Below are 16,631 nucleotides of genomic sequence, written 5' to 3'. Positions count from 1 at the left end.
ACCTATACGGTCTAATAAGGTAATAGGGTGCTGCTCAAGGCTTAGTTGTAGCGAGGCGTAATCTTCAATCAGGTTGTCAAAGTTGCTCGGCCGGTATTGGTATTGTGCTTCCTCTTTTACTTGCAGCTTTGCATCTTGCTCAGGTAGTGCCAAGTTTTGAGGCGGATTCATAAGCGCCCAGCGCGCTGCGTAGCGGTTTTCTGCAAAACATTGTAAAGCATTGGCAGAAGCGAGGGCCTCAAGGTCCTTTTGGTTCAATGTCAGCTGATGAAGTGCCTGTGCATTTTGATAACCAGCATTCGGGCGTTTGCTGAGAATTTCCCTGGCGCCTTTTTCGCTGAGGTTCTTTATCTGCCGTAAGCCTAACCTCATGGCGTGGCTGTAATGACTAGTGCCTTTTTCAGGCAGTTTTTCTAAACGATGGTCATAATCTGACTGGTTAATACATACGGGGCGTACTTCAATGTTGTGGCGTACAGCGTCTTGTACGAGCTGTGAAACGCTATAGAAACCCATGGGTAGGCTGTTGAGTAAGGATGTGTAGAACTCAACTGGGTAGTAATGCTTTAACCATGCAGAAGCGTATGCGAGTACGGCAAATGAAGCTGAATGACTCTCAGGAAAACCGTACTCTCCAAAGCCGCAGATTTGTTCAAAAATCCGTTCTGCAAAGGCTTGCTCATAGCCCCTTTCCAGCATCCCCTCAATCAGTTTCGATCTAAATTGCATCAGCTTACCCGTCTTTTTCCAAGAGGCCATGGCGCGTCTGAGTTGATCAGCTTCGCCCCCGGTAAATCCGGCGGCGACCATAGCCAGCTTGATCACTTGCTCCTGAAAAATGGGTACTCCCAGCGTGCGGGATAAGACTTCCTTAACAGCTTCCGAAGGGTATTCGATGTTCTCTTCACCATTACGCCGCTTTAGGAAGGGGTGAACCATATCTCCCTGTATTGGCCCGGGTCTGACAATAGCGATCTGAATCACCAGGTCATAATAATTTTCTGGTTTTAAACGTGGCAGCATACTCATCTGTGCACGAGACTCGATCTGGAACACGCCAATAGTGTCGGCTCGCTGAATCATCTGATAAACCTTTGGGTCATCCTGCATACGGGTGATATCTGCGATGCTCAAGTCTCGTTGGTGGTATTGTTGAATAAGGGAAAATGTCTTACGGATAGCGCTGAGCATACCGAGCGCCAATACATCGACTTTCAGTAGCCCAAGGCTTTCCAGGTCATCTTTATCCCATTGAATGACGGTACGTGCCTCCATACTGGCATTTTCGACAGGTACGAGTTCGTATAGCGGTCCGGATGAAATGACAAAGCCACCAACATGTTGTGAAAGGTGACGAGGAAATCCCATAATTTCATTAACGAGATTAATAAACTGCTGGCCTTTACCTGTGTCTGGGTTGAGTCCTAATTCGATGATCTGTGACTGCCAAGTCAAGCTGTGGTCACGTCGATTAACGTTCTTAATAAAAAACTCAAGTTGTGTTTCGGCGATACCTAAGGCTTTACCAACATCCCTGACGGCGCTTTTAAAGCGATAAGTGATGACGCTTGCAGCTAAGGCTGCTCGTTCTCGGCCGTATTTCTGATAAATATACTGAATGACTTCTTCACGGCGTTCGTGTTCGAAATCGACGTCGATATCAGGCGGCTCATTGCGCTCCTTACTGATAAAGCGCTCAAACAATACAGATATCTGGCGAGGGTCGACAGAGGTGATTTCCAGGCAATAACACACTACCGAGTTGGCTGCAGAGCCTCTTCCTTGATAAAGAATTCCTCTTTGTTTGGCGAACATTACAATGTCGTGGATCGTTAGGAAGAAGTAGGCATAGTCCAGCTCTGCAATTAGATTCAGCTCTTTGTCTATGGTTGACTGAATATGATCAGGAATACCTTGAGGGAAACGAAACCTCACGCCTTGTGTGACTAAAGTACGCAGGTAAGAGATGGGTGTTTCATTGTTCGGGACTAGCTCGCTAGGGTATTCGTAACGAAGTTCATTAAGCTTGAATTGGCATTGTTGGGCGATAACAAGAGTTTCGTGTAAATACTCCTCGCGAAACAGTTTGCTTATTTTCTGTCTGGACCTTAAACAACGCTCGGTATTGTTAAGTAGCTGCTTGCCAGACTGAGCAATGGTACGGCCTTTTCTGATGGCTGTCAGAGCGTGCTGTAGCGGTAGGCGTGTTGCGGTATGCATTAATACACCACCGCAGGCGGTGATGGCTAAGTCCCAACTTTCGGCCAAACGCTGGCAGTGCTGGATATATTGTTTATCGTTGTATTTCAGGTGGCGCTGTAAGCCAAGCCAAAGTCTGTTGGCGTGATGCTTCTTCAGCCATTTGGCTTGGGAATGGTCATGCGCCTTACCGCTGGGTAACCAGATAAGCAGGCAATGCTGAATGCTCATGATATCCCAGTCTGTTAATTGGTATTCACCTTTCTTGGCTCGACGTCTAGCATTCGTAATTAAGCGACATAGCTCGGCATAAGCTTGTCGATGGGGGCAGAGTAGTATCAATTCTAGATGTTTGCCGAGGCGGAAGAGGCTGCCGACAATCAGCTTTATTGGTAGCTGATGCTCTTTTATCGCCGTATGTGCTTTGACTACACCGGCGACTGAACATTCATCGGTAATAGCGAGTGCTTGATAGCCTAAAAATGAAGCCTGGATAGCCAGTTCTTCAGCATGAGACGCGCCTTCCAAAAAAGAGAAGTTACTCTGGCAGAAAAGCTCGGCATAGTGAGGCTGCATTAGGCAAATACTCCATGTAAATACCAACGTTGTTCAGGTGTTCTGAATACCCATAGCCAAGCGCCGCTATGTGCACGCGCAATAAAGTAGTCACGAATAACGTTTTGCTCATCCCACCAGCCTGTCGCGATACGTTCAGGCCCCTCAATAAGCGTGACGCGTTCTCTTAATACTTTTGGTTTGGGGAATAAAAGGCTGGGACGAAGCTTTGCTTTGTCGATTGTCAGGTGGTTCGCCATGCCTTTTTTTATAGGCCGGTTTTGATAGTTACGTAAACAGGTGCTTAGCTCAGGCCGTGGGTCATCTACTAAATCAATATTCTTAATTGAATCAGGGCCCAGTTTTGCCTGAAGTGTTGAGATGAGCTCTAAAGAAGAGCCATTGCGCTGTCCGCCCTCAAAAAAATCCATGCTTTCTTCGTGCTTGGCTTTTGTTTTATGTGCCGAGATAGTGATGCCAATAACTGGCGAAGGGACTTTAACCGACTCAAAACGTAAGCTGAATAAATCCAGCCATACCTTTGCCAGATAATCACCTTTTGCTGAGCTGGCAAAAACTTCTTGAAAGCCTTTATCTCGTAAATGAAGTTGTAGTTTTAACTCATAGGCATAAAGATTTTGGATTCGTAAAAACTCTTCCAGTGCATTGAGTAAGCGCAGTAAGGGCTTTTCAAGAAGCTGAAGATTAGAGAGTTCAAATAGTAATTCCAAATAACGTGAAAACTGCATGGGAGGATGATAGAAATGGACGGCTTGTGGCAGAGTGCCGGTGAGTTGTCCGACATAATTAACCAGGGATAGGTCAAAACGTTTGGCAAGCTCTGCTGAGGGAACAGCCAGGAGTGCTTGCATGTCTCGAATACCGACACGTTGCAAGCGCTCAATTTGTTTATCAGGCAAGCGGCTTTCACTAAGCTTTTGCTGCTTGAGGTGCGCTAGCACTTGTTTACGTTCGTCACTAATCAGATTTAGGCCCGATCTTGCGAGTAGTTCAGCCGCTAGAGGTGAGTATGCACTGGCGTATTGATAATGGACTTGCTGTTTTTCCAAATGCTGTTTTAGGGTTTGCCAATAACTCGTGAGCCCATCATATAGGCTCAACATATTACTGACCCGTAACAACAAACCATTTGAACCGCAAAGGCTTATGTCGGAGGTGACTAAATAGAGCCAGTGAGCTATTTCAAGCAGTTTCTTTCTTTCTATTTCGGGATCATAAGCATGCACACAGAGCTCACGACATAAGGAGGCAGCGCTACCTAGCCCCATTCCCAAATGAATACCTTGCTGTAGGGCATGATCATTGGCTTGAACTACGATGTTTTTTTGACCATTGATTACGATAACGGCTTGCTGTTCGTCCTGATTGCATGCTGCCTGGTTTAAAAACAGGCTATCGATTTGTAGTGAAGGGAAGTGGAGGTAAAGCCATAAAGTTGATAGAGACATAGCATCACCTTTATACCGCTTTAGAAGCAGGGAAAGGGATGATGTTGTTCGTGTTTTGTAGTGCCAGTGAAGGCCAATAAGAAGACATATTGAGAGAGAATTCGGGTTTTGGCCAGGCACCTTTTTGTTTTGCGATGGTAATCGCGATACCTCGCTCTTCAGCCTTTAGTTGCAAGCTCAAATTGACTGGTAGTGAAAGGCTTTGCTGCTTTGCTGTTCGAAAGATGAACTGACGGCACTGCCCCTGATTACTGGCTAATTGTAAGCGTTGAATATGATGAACTTCTAGTTGGTTTTGCCACAGGAGTACGGCCTCACAGGCACCACTTTTCAAGCACTGTTCTGCAGACCACAAGGCTTCATTCGCAGAGTTAGTATTAATAAGTAGTATGCGCTCTAACTCAATGCCTTGATGATAAAAGAACTCAGCACTCAAAATACCTGGCGGGTTGATAAATATGCAGAGGCCTTGTTTGTTTATTAACGAGGGTAATAACAGGCGAAGCTCGCCGATACCACAAGTTGAGTGCAGCATTACAACGCCTTTTTTTGGAAAGCCGCCAGACAAGTGAACATCGAGCTCGGAGTAGCCGGATGTTTCGAACTCAGGTGCTTGTTGCCTACTCCGGCCATGCCAGATTAGCTGTTTCTTTTCGAGTAAATCAATGAAGTTTTTCATAGTAAATGCCTGTATGGATATACAGTATATTATTTCTTGAATATATTCTGCAAGTGTAATTTCAGTCGCCTATTTGTAGCGCTTAGTTTAGTGTCTGTTCAAAAAATAAGCGGGAATGGCCTGATACTTGCTGTATGACTGCGTAAAACCATGAAAGAAAATAATAACGGAAGAGATGATGGCAATGACCAATCGTGCGGTTAAAGACGAGGCTGATGAGCTAAATGGACCTGATTCGCTACTGTATGAGCCTTTGAGGGTTTATCTTGCGGATGTATCTTACTTTAGCGGTAAGCTTGAAGCCTTACTGCGTTATAAAGAGATTCCCTTTGAACGGGTAAATGCTTCTGTAGGGGACTTGGTGAATAAGGTTTACCCTCATACAGGTTTAATGAAAGTCCCCGTGGTGCGTTTAGCCAATGGGCAGTGGTTAAAGGATACGACGCCTATGTTCGATTGGTTGGAGTCGAATTTTCCACAGCACTCAATTATGCCAGAAGACCCTGTTGACTTATTCATGTCAAAATTAATTGAAGACTATGCTGATGAATGGTGTTGGCGCTCAGCGATGTTTTGGCGTTGGCGTTACCCCGAGACTCGTCAGCTTCTTGCTCAGAGAATTAGTGAAGAAGTCTTGTCAGACTGGCCTTTGCCTAAAAAAATCGGTGCTTGGTATTTTGCGCAACGACAAACCAAAACCTTTCTAGAAGGGGATGGCGTGTCTTCAAAAACAGAACCCTATGTTAGAAATCATTATTATCATTTGCTTTGTGCAATGAAAGTATTATTGAGAGATCAGCCCTTTCTATTGGGTAATCGGCCAAGTCTGGTTGATTTTGCTTTTTTTGGGCCGATGTTTCGTCACTTTTCACTAGACCCAGCACCGGCCCAAGTAATGCGAGAAGAAGCTCCGGAAGTCTATGAATGGGTAGCTAGAATGTGGAATGTCAAAGGAAGTGGGGTTAAAGGAAGGGCGCACCAGAGTGACTTTAGCCATAAAGGTTGGCATTACTTTTTGAAAGATATTATGAAAACTTATTGGCCTATGCTGCTGAAAAATGCAGAAGCTTGGCTGGATGGGCGAGCTGTCATGGATTTTGCGAATGAAGACGTTTCATTTTCAAACTTGAAGGTCGTGCATTACCGGGTTTATTGCTTGGAAGTTCTTCAGGATTTGTACTGTTCATTAAATAAGTCAGACCGCCTAAGGGTTGATACCTTGTTAGCACCCTATGGCCGACTTGTGTTGATGGAGGGGCTTGATTCAGGTCTGAAAGAAGATTACCAGCTACCCTTAGATAGTGAAGCTCGTCCGGTGAATTTACTGCAAAAACTAAGTTTAATGGCAACAGGAACACCTTGGGATAAGCCGTTTGGACGCCTATTTTCTTAGAAAGCTGGCACCGGGATACAAAAGCGTTTGCTCCCGGTGTTTGAATATTAAGTAAACAAAGGTTTAATCGGAAGCAAAGGTTCAAAGTCTGGGTCAGTCTTCATCGCTTTGGCCTGGAAGCACTTCATCATATCCTGTGGACGGAACATGCCTGATTGCCAGGTGGCCATGTATTTGAGGCTGTCAGCAACGCTATGGTCGCGGCTATAGTTGATCATTTCCTTACAACCAGCCACAGCAACCGGAGACTGTTTGGCTATCTCGGCTGCGATACTCATTACGCCTTCCAGCATTTCTTCTTGGTTTGCGAAAACCTTGTTCACTAAACCGATTTCTTTTGCTTCTGCAGCGTCGAACTTACGTCCGGTATAAGCCAACTCACGCATGATGCCTTCTGGAATGAGTTTAGGTAGGCGTTGCATGGTGCCTAAATCTGCTGTCATACCAAGCTGGGTTTCTTTGATGGTGAAGAATGATTCTTCAGTACAGTAACGGCTGTCACTCGCACAAACCATATCTACAGCACCACCAATGCAGCCACCTTGAATGGCAGTCAGAACCGGGATACGCGCCTCTTCTAATACGTTAAAAGCATCTTGAAGTTCTAGCACGGCACGGCGTAGGTTTTCAGCCATGCGTGAAGGGTCGCCGCCCATTGGAATTGAGTTACCGCTGGTGAATACAGCTAGGTCCATGCCCGCGCTGAAGTGCTTGCCAGTAGAAGATATCACTATTACGCGCGCTTCTGCTGAGGCATCGATTTCACGGATAGCAACAGGTAGCTCTTGCCAGAAATCGATATTCATCGCGTTAAGCGCATCAGGGCGATTAAGCTTAAGGTGAGCGATGTGATTTTCGGTGGTGATCTCGAGAGTTTTGAAGCTCATTTTGCATCTTCTCCTACGGTAGCAGTAGATAAATAGTGATTTAAGGTCAAAGTTGACAGTGTCAAGATAAGCATTAATCTTGACGTTGTCAAGATGGCGTGCGAGCATTGAGTTATGAGTGAACAACAGCAATATCATCATGGTGACCTTCGAAACAAGCTGATCTCAATCTCGCTGGAGATGCTACAAGAGAATGGTATGCCGGGTTTATCTTTGCGTAAGCTCGCCGAGCGGGCGGGCGTGTCAAGATCAGCGCCGTATCATCATTTTAAAGATAAGAATGACTTATTAGCGGCGGTGGCAGAGCAAGGCTTTGAGGTGTTGACCGAACAGCTTTCCTCTGCAATTTCAAGAACCGACTTAAGTATGCAGGAGCGTCTGGAGCTAACGATTCAGTGCTATTTATCTTTTGCGATGGAGAACGACACCCAATATGAGTTAATGTTCGGTAGAGAGCTATGGCGCGATAACCCTTCGCCCCGTTTGCAGCGAACAGCCAAGGATTGCTTTCGTGCCTATGCGCAGCTGCCCGAGCAGTTTCATCAACAAGGTTTGTTAAAAGCAGATGATGACCCACTTCGACTAGCACAGGTGATGTGGTCTACTTTACATGGCTTGATTAAAATATCTCATGATGGCATTGTGGTTCGTAAGGAAGATTTAGCTGACATATCACGCTATGCTCTCGCTCATCTCATTCCCGTAACTACAAGCTCGTAAACCAGAAGAATAAAGGTTTAAAAAGGATAAAACAATCAGCCAGCCTTTGCGTGTTTATGCAGGTGAACAGGCTTTACAACATGTGCGTGCTCAGGGCTTAAGTCCGTTCGATATCAAAGTGTTATTAGGTGCTTCAAGTGGGCCGAAATGGTTGGTATTACATGGTATCGATTGTTTCTTGCAGCAATTTTTTAAGGCCAGCGAGTCGGACTTGGAGCTACTAGGTACGTCTGCAGGTGCCTGGCGCATGGCAACTTACGCTCACCAAAATCCTGAAACAGCATATCGAAATTTAAGCGAAGCCTATATTGAGCAAACGTATTCGGCGAAACCCAGCGGCAAAGAAATTCAGGAAGGTTGTAGAAAGGTAATTCACCAGCTGTTGGGAGAACAAGGTGCAGAGGCGGTGCTTGCGACGAAGGGGCGGCACCTTAATGTGATTGCGACGCAATGTCATGGCTTGACCGCTAGCAAAAATAAACACCTCAAATCACTCGGCTATGGCTTAGCTGCGATAAACAATCGCTGCTCACGAAAAACACTTGCCTGGCAGTTTTCCCGCATCTTAATACATGACCCGAGAAGTCAGTTGTTCAATAGACGGCTCACCGATTTACCGACACGTTATGCAGACCTCTATAGCGGAAATCTGGAGGACACCTTACTTGCGACAGGTGCTATTCCCGTCATTATTGATGGCGTGGAAGGCCTCGCGGGTGAAGGCGTCTACCAAGATGGGGGCATTACAGATTATGCTTTTGACTTACCTTTGTTGCCTAAAGATGGTTTTGTTCTGTTTCCACACTTTGCGAATATTCCGGTGCCGGGCTGGTTTGACAAGGGCTGGATCAATCAATATCGACCTTGGCGAAAACCGAGCAAAGCAAACTACGCCAAGACGATTATGCTGGTGCCATCAGAAGAATTTGTGGCCAGCCTGCCTTATAAGAAAATCCCTGATCGTCATGACTTCTTGAATCTAAGTGACCAAGAGCGAATAAGCTACTGGCGAAAGGTAGTGGCGCAAACAGAGGTCTTAACAGATGACCTGGCTACGATGCATTGGCAATCAAGAGTTGAGCCTCTGCCTTGGTAAGGCTTAGAGAGCTAGTTCTTAGTACTTTTTCCAATTCGCTAACTGAGTAAACTGTTCCACCGTCAGGTTCTCTGGTCGCAGCCCTGCATCGATATTCAAATCCTCAAGTGCTTCAGGTTCTACTGCGCCGCTGAGCGCATTACGTAGAGTTTTACGACGCTTAGTGAAGGCTGTGCGTACAATATGCTGAAGACGCTCTACCGATTCAACAGGATAAGGAAGCGTAGCATGCGGAACCAGGCGGACAATGGCTGACTCAACTTTTGGTGCCGGGTCAAATGATTCAGGGCCGACAATAAACAGTGGTTGAACACGGCAATAGTACTGAGTCATGATACCCAAGCGGCCATAGTGTGAAGTGCTCGGTGCTGCAGCCATACGCTCTACTACTTCTTTTTGTAGCATAAAATGCATGTCTTTCAGGTTAGTAATGCTTTCCAGCAAATGAAAGATGAGCGGTGTTGATATGTTATAAGGCAGGTTGCCGACGATTCTTAACTTATGTTCGTCATCTGCCAGTTGATCAAAGTCGAACTTCAAGGCATCTGATTCGTGAATGACGAAGTCGGGATAGTTAAAGAATTTTGTGCGCAGGATAGGGATCAAGTCACGATCAAGCTCTACGACTTGGAGATTTCCTTCGCTTGCCTCAAGCAAGGGTTCAGTAAGCGCACCAAGACCAGGCCCAATCTCTACCAAACGATCATCAGGTTGGGGGTTGATGCCGCTAATGATTCGGCTGATGACTGCGTCGTCATGAAGAAAGTTTTGACCAAAGCGCTTACGAGCCTGGTGACCTGCTTTCTGATTGTGTTTAGCCATCTTGCCTGCCTTCTCTTGAATTTTGGGTGTTAAACTGTTTGTTTAGCCTTGAGCGGACGCCATTTGCAAAGCGATATCTACGGCCGTTTTCAAACTACCGACATCTGCTTGCCCGCTGCCAGCGAGATCTAGTGCTGTGCCATGGTCTACTGAAGTACGGATGATCGGCAGGCCGAGCGTAATATTGACCGACTCACCAAAGCCATCGAACTTTAACACAGGTAGGCCCTGATCGTGATACATGGCCAGTACTGCATCGGCTTCTTCTAAGTATTTTTTATTGAATAAGGTATCGGCAGGTAAGGGGCCTAGTAATTCTGCCTGGCTCTTAAAGCTTGCCATAACAGGCGCAATAATATCGATTTCTTCCCTGCCCATATGGCCGTTTTCACCTGCATGAGGGTTTAAGCCTGCCACGAGAATACGTGGTTGCTTGATACCAAACTTGCTCTTCAGGTCGTCAATGAGAATCTGAATGACCTGTTTCAGGTTGTCAGGGGCAATATTACGACTAACTTCTGCTAAAGGAAGATGAGTCGTTGCTAGTGCCACTTTCATACGAGGGCTTGCTAGCATCATCACAACTTTACTAACGCCGCATCGCATTTGCAGGTGTTCGGTGTGCCCTGTGAAAGCAGTACCCGAGTCATTGATGATGCCTTTGTGTAAGGGGGCAGTAACCAAGGCATCGGCACGACCTGATGAGCAAGCATCAATCGCCTGGTCAAGGCATTCAACGACATAGGAGGCGTTGGCCACATTGAGCTGACCGGCTTGGCAAGGGCGAGCGAGCGAGACGTGTTGAATATATAGCCCAGGTTCATTTTGCCGAGAATACTCCTGCCAATCTTTTACTGAGAAGCCAAGATTCAAGAGTGCCGCCCGTTCTTCCATCATTTGCTTATCAGCAAAAATAAGCAGTGAACAGGCTAGCTCGCTTTGCGCTAGTTGAATGACTAATTCAGGGCCAATACCGGCTGGCTCACCAGGCGTGAGTGCCAGTACAGGAGGGGCGTTAGAAATATTCTCGGCCATGCTTAGGATTCTTCTGCAAACTCTTCTTTAATTTCGATATAAGCTTCGCCCTTTATTTCGAGCAGCCAGTTGGATAGCTCCTCTTCAAATTTGCGGCGATGTAGGGTTTGCTGAGCCTGGTTATTCTGAATCAACTCTGCCATATCTTTCACGCGTCGCTCTGTTACTTGAAGGATGTGCCAGCCAAATTGAGAACGGAAAGGCTCACTTAACTCGCCTACGTTTGTCTGAGTCATTGTTTGTTCAAAAGCAGGAACCATTTGACCAGGATTAACCCAATCAAGATTACCACCATCAATAGCGGAAACCGGGTCATCTGAATTGGACTTGGCTATGGCAGCAAAGTCGTCTCCACCCAGTAGGCGTTCGTGAAGTTTGTAGATGATTTCTTTTGCTTCTTCTTCAGTTCTAATCTCGCTTGGTGAAATCAGAATATGTCTGACTTGCGATTGCTCAATTAGCTTTTCCTGACCACCGCGTTTATCTAGCACGGTAACAATGTGGAAGCCACTTCCGGTACGAATAAGTGATGAGGGCTCCTGAATGGCCAAACTGGGTATGATGTCAGCTGCGATAGTTGGTAGCTCACTTTCTTTACGCCAGCCAATTACACCGCCTTCAAGTGCTTGGCGACCGTCAGATTGCGCAACAGCCGTTTTCTGGAAATCTTCACCTGCCTTGAGTTCTTTAAGAATGTTGTTTGCTTTATCTAGCGCTACTCTTTCTTGTTCTTTATCTGCTGATTCAGGGAGTGCGATTAAGATATGGCCAATCAAGTACTCAAGGCCAGATTGTGTTCGACCTTCTTTTGAGGCTAAGAATGCTTGAACCTCTTGCTCGGTGACTCTTACGCGTTGGTCAACCTGTCTTTTTTGAACTCTGGAGATGACCATTTCCCGGTGTATTTGTTCACGAGCACTGGCGTAGGTGTCGCCTTCTAGCTCAAGTTGCGCTTCAAACTGAGAGAGCGTCATGTTATTCGAACGAGCGATATTCTCTAGAGTGGTATTAAGCTGGGCATCACCAATACGAATACCGGTACGATTTGCCATTTGTAGCTGGATGCTTTCAAGAATTAATTGATCAAGCACACGCTGTCGCATAACTGACAACGAGGGAAGAGGGGTATTCTGGCGCTGTAAGCGTTTAGTGATCGAGTTTACACGTTGGGCTAGCTCAGACTGCATCACGATATCGTCATCGACAATGGCGATGACTTTGTCTAGAAGTACTGCATTTGGCCTCAGTTCAGGTCTAGAGTTTTCTTCAGCATGAGCCACAGAGGCCATACAGCTAAGTCCTAGTAGGGTGCTAAATAATAGGCTCAGAATTGAAGGTGATTTTTTGTGGGTGTGAGTAAACATCGCCATAACTATAAATAACTCTAATTTAAAATTTCTTCTCGGGCCGCATAGCCCGGAATATGTTGATCCATTCTACGGGTACTTTGTCCAAAACCGCCAACACCACTTAGTTGAAAACGGAACAAAAACCCATGTAAGACTTCGCTATCACTATCTAGATAAGATTGACTTAGCAATTGAACGCGCCAGCAGCAGCTACTATATTCAATGCCTGCAAGCGAACCAATGCTGCGCTCTTCCTCAAGGTCGTAACGAAGACGGCCTATTAGACTGGTTTGAGGATAAATAGGCGCAATAAAAGAGGTGTCGATTTGCTCTAGCTCACCCTGGATATAGCGATGGCTGAAATTCAGCACATGACGGTAGTCTTGACTGTGTAAGTGCAAACTCGTATTGCCTTCCTGGGTCTGGTTGTTTCTGGCATCCCATAAACCACTCGTTGCCAGCTCTACACCTGGATAGGGACGGAAGATAAACTCGGTCGCCAGCAGGGAGTCTTTGCGGTCGGCCTCTCCAACGCCATTTATGCCAACTTCGCGATCATCGTAGTGGTAAACCTGGCCAATGCTGACAATAGCTTTCTCTTGCCCAGTTTGCATGTCGGTCCAACGATTGGTGATACCTATCGTCAGGCTGTTATTGTCACCGACTCGATCACCGCCACTAAAGCGATAGGGACTAAACAGTCGCTGATAGTTGAAGCTAGGTAAGGTACTGTCGAAATTAGGAAGAGCATCTTGGTCTACGCTCTTGGCATTCACATAGTAAGCTCGTGGTTCCAAGCTGTGGCGAATCGTGGATGACTTGAAGAATTGGCTTTCACTGAATAAAGAACTTCGGTCGAAGAATAAAGCCGCATCAAGTTCATAAATTGGAATGGTGCGAGAGATATTATTGTCGACAGGCGTATAATCTTCAAGAAAGTAGTCGGTATGGTCGATACTTACAGATGGGCTGATATAGCCCCAGCTCTTAGATAAAGGCAATGATACCTTGGGCTGGTGTCGAACGCGTGAGCCTATAATACGTTCATCCCCGACGAGACCTTCCTGGTCACGATAGAAGTAGACATATTGGCTGTGCCAGTCGAGTTGCAGTTGTTTGTAGATAGAACCGAATTGATAATTTAGTTCAGGTAAGCGTTGATAAGCTTGTTCGCTTGCCAGCAGTGTTTCATCGATACTTTTGTATTGCTGCATCAAGAAGCTGAATCGCCAGTTATCCTCTGAATAATGGAGTTCAGCCCTTCGATCAAGGTTATCACTTCGGTTTATATTCAGCCCCTGGTTCAAATCATCCAGGTAGTCAAAGTCGCTGATCTGGCTATATTTGAGCGTGCCATACCAGCCGTCATGATGCGCATTGATATCCTGACTAAAGCTGAGGCCCCAGCGAGCGTCCGTGTCATCTGGGCCGATTGCTTTCTGCTCGCTATTATAGAACTTGTCTTTGCTGATGTAGCCTAAGTTGAGCTCGCTATTGGTATAAGTGCTAGCATGCCGAAGTTCTAGATCGGAATGTACCCCTCTGCCATGAACATAGCTGGGCGTAAACGTCGCATCGTAGTCGGGCGCTAAGTTAAAATAATAGGGGGTCGATAGAAATATGCCGTTCTCTGTATTTGAGGTACCGAATGAAGGATATAAGAAGCCCGACTTACGGCGGTCATCGATCGGAAACGAAAACCAGGGAATGTACATCACAGGCGTATCTTTAATCAGAAAACGGGTGTTTTTTGCTTGGCCGAAGCCTTCTTCTCTATTGAGAGAAATGTTTTCTGCAGCGAAGGCCCAGTCTCTTTTCTCGGGCGGACAGCTGGTAAATAAGCCATCATGAATGAGCAGCGTATTTTCGTCTGCCCGTGTTATTTCTGAAGCTTTGCCGTTAATTGAAGTTTTGGGGTTCGAGAAGCTGGCATTGATGACCGAAACTCTATCGCTGGTCATATTTACCGTTGCGCTGTCACCTTTTAGTATCAGATCGGGGCTGCTTAGTACGATGTCGCCTTTAAGTTCAGCTGTCTGGCTAATTTTGTTAATGGATGCTTCATTACTTTGAGCATGGTAAGGCCCGTGAGTAAATTCGATATCGCCCTTAAGCTCCAGGTTTTCATCAGGAAGGTAGTTAACTTCCTTGGCGTGAATCACAATACCTTCTTCAGGCTTAACCGGTTTTTCTGATGTCAGCTCTGTTGAAGGTGACGCAGACTTTGCTGATGAGCATGCCTCTGTTGTTAGCGAACTATTATCATTTGCCCAGACAGATGCGCTCATGCTTAACATTAAAGGCACTGCTCTTATGAAGATGCGCTTTGATGGAGCTTTAAATGGCGATAATGTTGGCAATGCAGAGATCCAGTATGAGTAGCGAGAGGGTTAGCTAGTTTAATGAACAAACCTAGTTGCGAATAATAAACGCTGCCAGGAGGGATGTCATTTAACTTTTGTTGAGACTCAAAGCCAGTCGCTTGGATTTATTCTCTCATTTTTTTAATTCGCTAAGTTTTGCTGCGCACATATAATTTGATTAGGATAGCCGCAGCGAATGAAGGTCATGCCTTTCTTAGTCATATACACTGACGCATACATAGCCAAAGCGATAAAGTCTTATTCAACTCAATAGAAGAAAACACATTAGGATTAATTGATGGATCAACGGTATCAAGCACTCTGTACCTGGGTTGCCGAAGCATTGGAGATAGAAAAAGCCGAGCTCTCGGTTGTCTCGGGCGATGCAAGTTTCAGGCGCTACTTCCGCTTTCAACAGCCCGGCCAGTCTTTAATCGCAATGGATGCTCCCCCTGAAAAGGAAGACTCTAATAGCTTTGTTTGCTTGGCACGTAGTTGGCGAGAGCAAGGGGTCAATGTTCCGGCTTTGATAAAAGTTGATTTGGATAAAGGCTTTCTATTATTAAGCGATTTGGGAGATGAGCTATTGTTGCCTTACCTGAATCCCGATAGCCCGGTGATAGAAAGTGGTAATAAACACTATGCGCAAGCCATGAAGGCGCTGCTAAAGATCCAAAGTCTTAAGCCAGCAAATGATTATGCTCTACCACTCTATGATAGTGCACTGCTGCAACGGGAAATGGCCCTGTTCCCAGACTGGTTGCTTGAGAAAAAGCTTGGTCTTGATTTGAGTGAAGACGAGAGGCAGCTTTTAAAGGCAAGCTTTCATGCTTTGGAAGAAAGTGCTTTGGCTCAACCACAAGTCGTTGTCCATCGTGACTATCATGCGCGAAATTTGATGGTGGTTGGTGAAGAGCTGGGAATAATCGATTTTCAGGATGCGGTGCAAGGTCCTAACACCTACGACCTGGTTTCCCTGCTTCGTGATTGTTACATCGTTTGGCCAAACGAGCAGCTTGAGTCTTGGTGCAGAGACTTTTACGACTTATTGAGTGATTCGGCTGAGCGACAAGCGAGCTTTGAACAGTTCAAACGAGATTTCGACTTAATGGGCATGCAGCGGCATCTGAAAGCGGCCGGTATTTTTGCTCGTCTATCCCTGCGAGATGGAAAGCATGGCTATTTGAATGATATTCCAAGAACGGTGCAGTATATCGTTAAAGTCAGTGCGGCTTACCCTGAGTTTCAGGAGCTGACTCACTTTCTTGAGCAGAGGGTATTGCCTGGGCTATCAGAAAAGCTGGGAGCTTCTTCATGAAAGCGATGATTCTTGCAGCAGGCCTTGGCAAGCGTATGCGGCCTTTGACGGAGCATGTCCCCAAGCCTTTATTGAGGATAGGTGAGAAGTACCTGATCGAATTTCACTTAGAGAAGCTCGCTGCGGCAGGTATTCAAGATGTGGTGATTAATACGCATTGGTTAGCTCAGCAAATTCCGGCTAGCCTGGGGAATGGCGAAAAGTGGGGCCTACGTATACATTACAGTCACGAATCTGAACTTCTGGAAACGGCGGGTGGTATTGTTCAAGCGCTTTCAATGTTGACGGACGAAGCCGAGCCAGAGTTTTTGCTTATCAATGGCGATGTTTATAGTGAGTTGAATATTGCTGAATTTCTGAATAACGCTTCTACTCACAATGAGTCGCGGGAGGCTTATCTCGCGCTAGTGGATAATCCTGAGCACAATTTAAAAGGGGATTTTGTCTTACAAAGTAGCGGTAAGTTGTCAGCGAATACAAATGATGGCAAGCACCTGACCTATGCCGGAATTGCTTTGTTTCACCGAGATTTCTTTAAGGATATAAAACCTGGCCCTTCGCAATTGGGCCCTCAGCTACGAACTGCGATTGAAGCACAGCGAGTTGGTGGTGAGCGTATCCAGAGCTATTGGCTCGATGTTGGAACGCCGGGGCGCTTACAAACACTCAGGGATAGAGTGTCAGCATAAACAGGCAAAAATATGACGGTTTTATTTGTTTGTGTTGACGAACTTTTGGCTCCTTTC

At 46.0% G+C, this 16,631-nt stretch carries 13 protein-coding genes; 5 read left to right on the top strand and 8 right to left on the bottom strand.

Features of this window, described 5'->3' with window-relative positions; all coding sequences use genetic code 11:
- From A3766_RS13425 to imuA, 3 genes are all read right to left on the bottom strand, one after another.
- A partial coding sequence (locus A3766_RS13425) for an error-prone DNA polymerase (RefSeq protein ID WP_068642349.1) occupies positions 1-2,775 on the bottom strand: 2,775 nt, incomplete at its 3' end.
- Positions 2,775-4,223 (bottom strand): DNA polymerase Y family protein, encoded by a 1,449-nt coding sequence (locus tag A3766_RS13420; protein WP_068509143.1) that lies wholly within the window; start codon positions 4,221-4,223, stop codon positions 2,775-2,777. The genes A3766_RS13420 and A3766_RS13425, both read right to left, overlap by 1 nt.
- Positions 4,224-4,233: 10 nt before the next feature.
- Entirely contained in the window at positions 4,234-4,902 is a 669-nt protein-coding gene (gene imuA, locus A3766_RS13415; RefSeq protein WP_068509144.1) for a translesion DNA synthesis-associated protein ImuA, read from the bottom strand.
- A 184-nt stretch (positions 4,903-5,086) separates the two neighbouring features.
- On the opposite strand from imuA, the gene A3766_RS13410 reads away from it, so the two are divergent.
- Positions 5,087-6,295: a glutathione S-transferase family protein gene (locus tag A3766_RS13410; RefSeq protein ID WP_068634290.1), complete on the top strand. Its 1,209-nt coding sequence runs from the start codon at positions 5,087-5,089 to the stop codon at positions 6,293-6,295.
- Between the two features lie 47 nt (positions 6,296-6,342).
- On the opposite strand, the gene A3766_RS13405 is transcribed toward A3766_RS13410, so the two are convergent.
- The gene (locus A3766_RS13405) at positions 6,343-7,182 is read right to left on the bottom strand and encodes a crotonase/enoyl-CoA hydratase family protein (RefSeq protein WP_068634289.1); all 840 of its coding nucleotides are present in this window, start codon (positions 7,180-7,182) and stop codon (positions 6,343-6,345) included.
- Between the two features lie 114 nt (positions 7,183-7,296).
- Here A3766_RS13405 and A3766_RS13400 point away from each other — a divergent pair, with 114 nt between their 5' ends.
- Both A3766_RS13400 and A3766_RS13395 read left to right on the top strand, forming a co-directional pair.
- The gene (locus tag A3766_RS13400; RefSeq protein WP_068634288.1) at positions 7,297-7,902 is read left to right on the top strand and encodes a TetR/AcrR family transcriptional regulator; all 606 of its coding nucleotides are present in this window, start codon (positions 7,297-7,299) and stop codon (positions 7,900-7,902) included.
- Between the two features lie 46 nt (positions 7,903-7,948).
- Positions 7,949-8,998: a hypothetical protein gene (locus A3766_RS13395; RefSeq protein ID WP_082907116.1), complete on the top strand. Its 1,050-nt coding sequence runs from the start codon at positions 7,949-7,951 to the stop codon at positions 8,996-8,998.
- 18 nt (positions 8,999-9,016) lie between these two features.
- Here A3766_RS13395 and rsmA read toward each other — a convergent pair whose 3' ends face one another.
- From rsmA to A3766_RS13375, 4 genes are all read right to left on the bottom strand, one after another.
- Positions 9,017-9,820, bottom strand: a complete 804-nt coding sequence (gene rsmA, locus A3766_RS13390) for a 16S rRNA (adenine(1518)-N(6)/adenine(1519)-N(6))-dimethyltransferase RsmA (RefSeq protein ID WP_068511087.1) — start codon at positions 9,818-9,820, stop codon at positions 9,017-9,019.
- A 42-nt stretch (positions 9,821-9,862) separates the two neighbouring features.
- On the bottom strand, positions 9,863-10,855 hold the full coding sequence (gene pdxA, locus A3766_RS13385; protein WP_197475985.1) for a 4-hydroxythreonine-4-phosphate dehydrogenase PdxA: 993 nt from the start codon (positions 10,853-10,855) through the stop codon (positions 9,863-9,865).
- Positions 10,856-10,857: 2 nt separating this feature from the next.
- Positions 10,858-12,144: a peptidylprolyl isomerase gene (locus A3766_RS13380; protein WP_068511090.1), complete on the bottom strand. Its 1,287-nt coding sequence runs from the start codon at positions 12,142-12,144 to the stop codon at positions 10,858-10,860.
- Between the two features lie 95 nt (positions 12,145-12,239).
- Positions 12,240-14,492, bottom strand: coding sequence for an LPS-assembly protein LptD (locus A3766_RS13375; protein ID WP_068553418.1), 2,253 nt, complete (start codon positions 14,490-14,492; stop codon positions 12,240-12,242).
- A gap of 373 nt (positions 14,493-14,865) precedes the next feature.
- Here A3766_RS13375 and A3766_RS13370 point away from each other — a divergent pair, with 373 nt between their 5' ends.
- Entirely contained in the window at positions 14,866-15,885 is a 1,020-nt protein-coding gene (locus A3766_RS13370) for an aminoglycoside phosphotransferase family protein (protein WP_068508884.1), read from the top strand.
- Positions 15,882-16,574: an N-acetylmuramate alpha-1-phosphate uridylyltransferase MurU gene (gene murU / locus A3766_RS13365; RefSeq protein WP_068642343.1), complete on the top strand. Its 693-nt coding sequence runs from the start codon at positions 15,882-15,884 to the stop codon at positions 16,572-16,574. Before A3766_RS13370 ends, murU begins: the two co-directional genes overlap by 4 nt.
- Positions 16,575-16,631: the final 57 nt, after the last annotated feature.

This window comes from Oleiphilus sp. HI0132 (genome assembly GCF_001635845.1).
This window is presented reverse-complemented; position numbering and strand designations above follow the sequence as displayed.

Bases quoted from the DNA above. Each gene is read 5' to 3' on its own strand.
- A3766_RS13400 (WP_068634288.1), top strand. From the start codon at position 7,297: ATGAGTGAACAACAGCAATATCATCATGGTGACCTTCGAAACAAGCTG.
- A3766_RS13410 (WP_068634290.1), top strand. From the start codon at position 5,087: ATGACCAATCGTGCGGTTAAAGACGAGGCTGATGAGCTAAATGGACCT.
- A3766_RS13370 (WP_068508884.1), top strand. From the start codon at position 14,866: ATGGATCAACGGTATCAAGCACTCTGTACCTGGGTTGCCGAAGCATTG.
- imuA (WP_068509144.1), bottom strand. From the start codon at position 4,902: ATGAAAAACTTCATTGATTTACTCGAAAAGAAACAGCTAATCTGGCAT.
- A3766_RS13405 (WP_068634289.1), bottom strand. From the start codon at position 7,182: ATGAGCTTCAAAACTCTCGAGATCACCACCGAAAATCACATCGCTCAC.
- murU (WP_068642343.1), top strand. From the start codon at position 15,882: ATGAAAGCGATGATTCTTGCAGCAGGCCTTGGCAAGCGTATGCGGCCT.
- A3766_RS13420 (WP_068509143.1), bottom strand. From the start codon at position 4,223: ATGTCTCTATCAACTTTATGGCTTTACCTCCACTTCCCTTCACTACAA.
- A3766_RS13375 (WP_068553418.1), bottom strand. From the start codon at position 14,492: ATGAGCGCATCTGTCTGGGCAAATGATAATAGTTCGCTAACAACAGAG.
- rsmA (WP_068511087.1), bottom strand. From the start codon at position 9,820: ATGGCTAAACACAATCAGAAAGCAGGTCACCAGGCTCGTAAGCGCTTT.
- pdxA (WP_197475985.1), bottom strand. From the start codon at position 10,855: ATGGCCGAGAATATTTCTAACGCCCCTCCTGTACTGGCACTCACGCCT.
- A3766_RS13380 (WP_068511090.1), bottom strand. From the start codon at position 12,144: ATGGCCTCTGTGGCTCATGCTGAAGAAAACTCTAGACCTGAACTGAGG.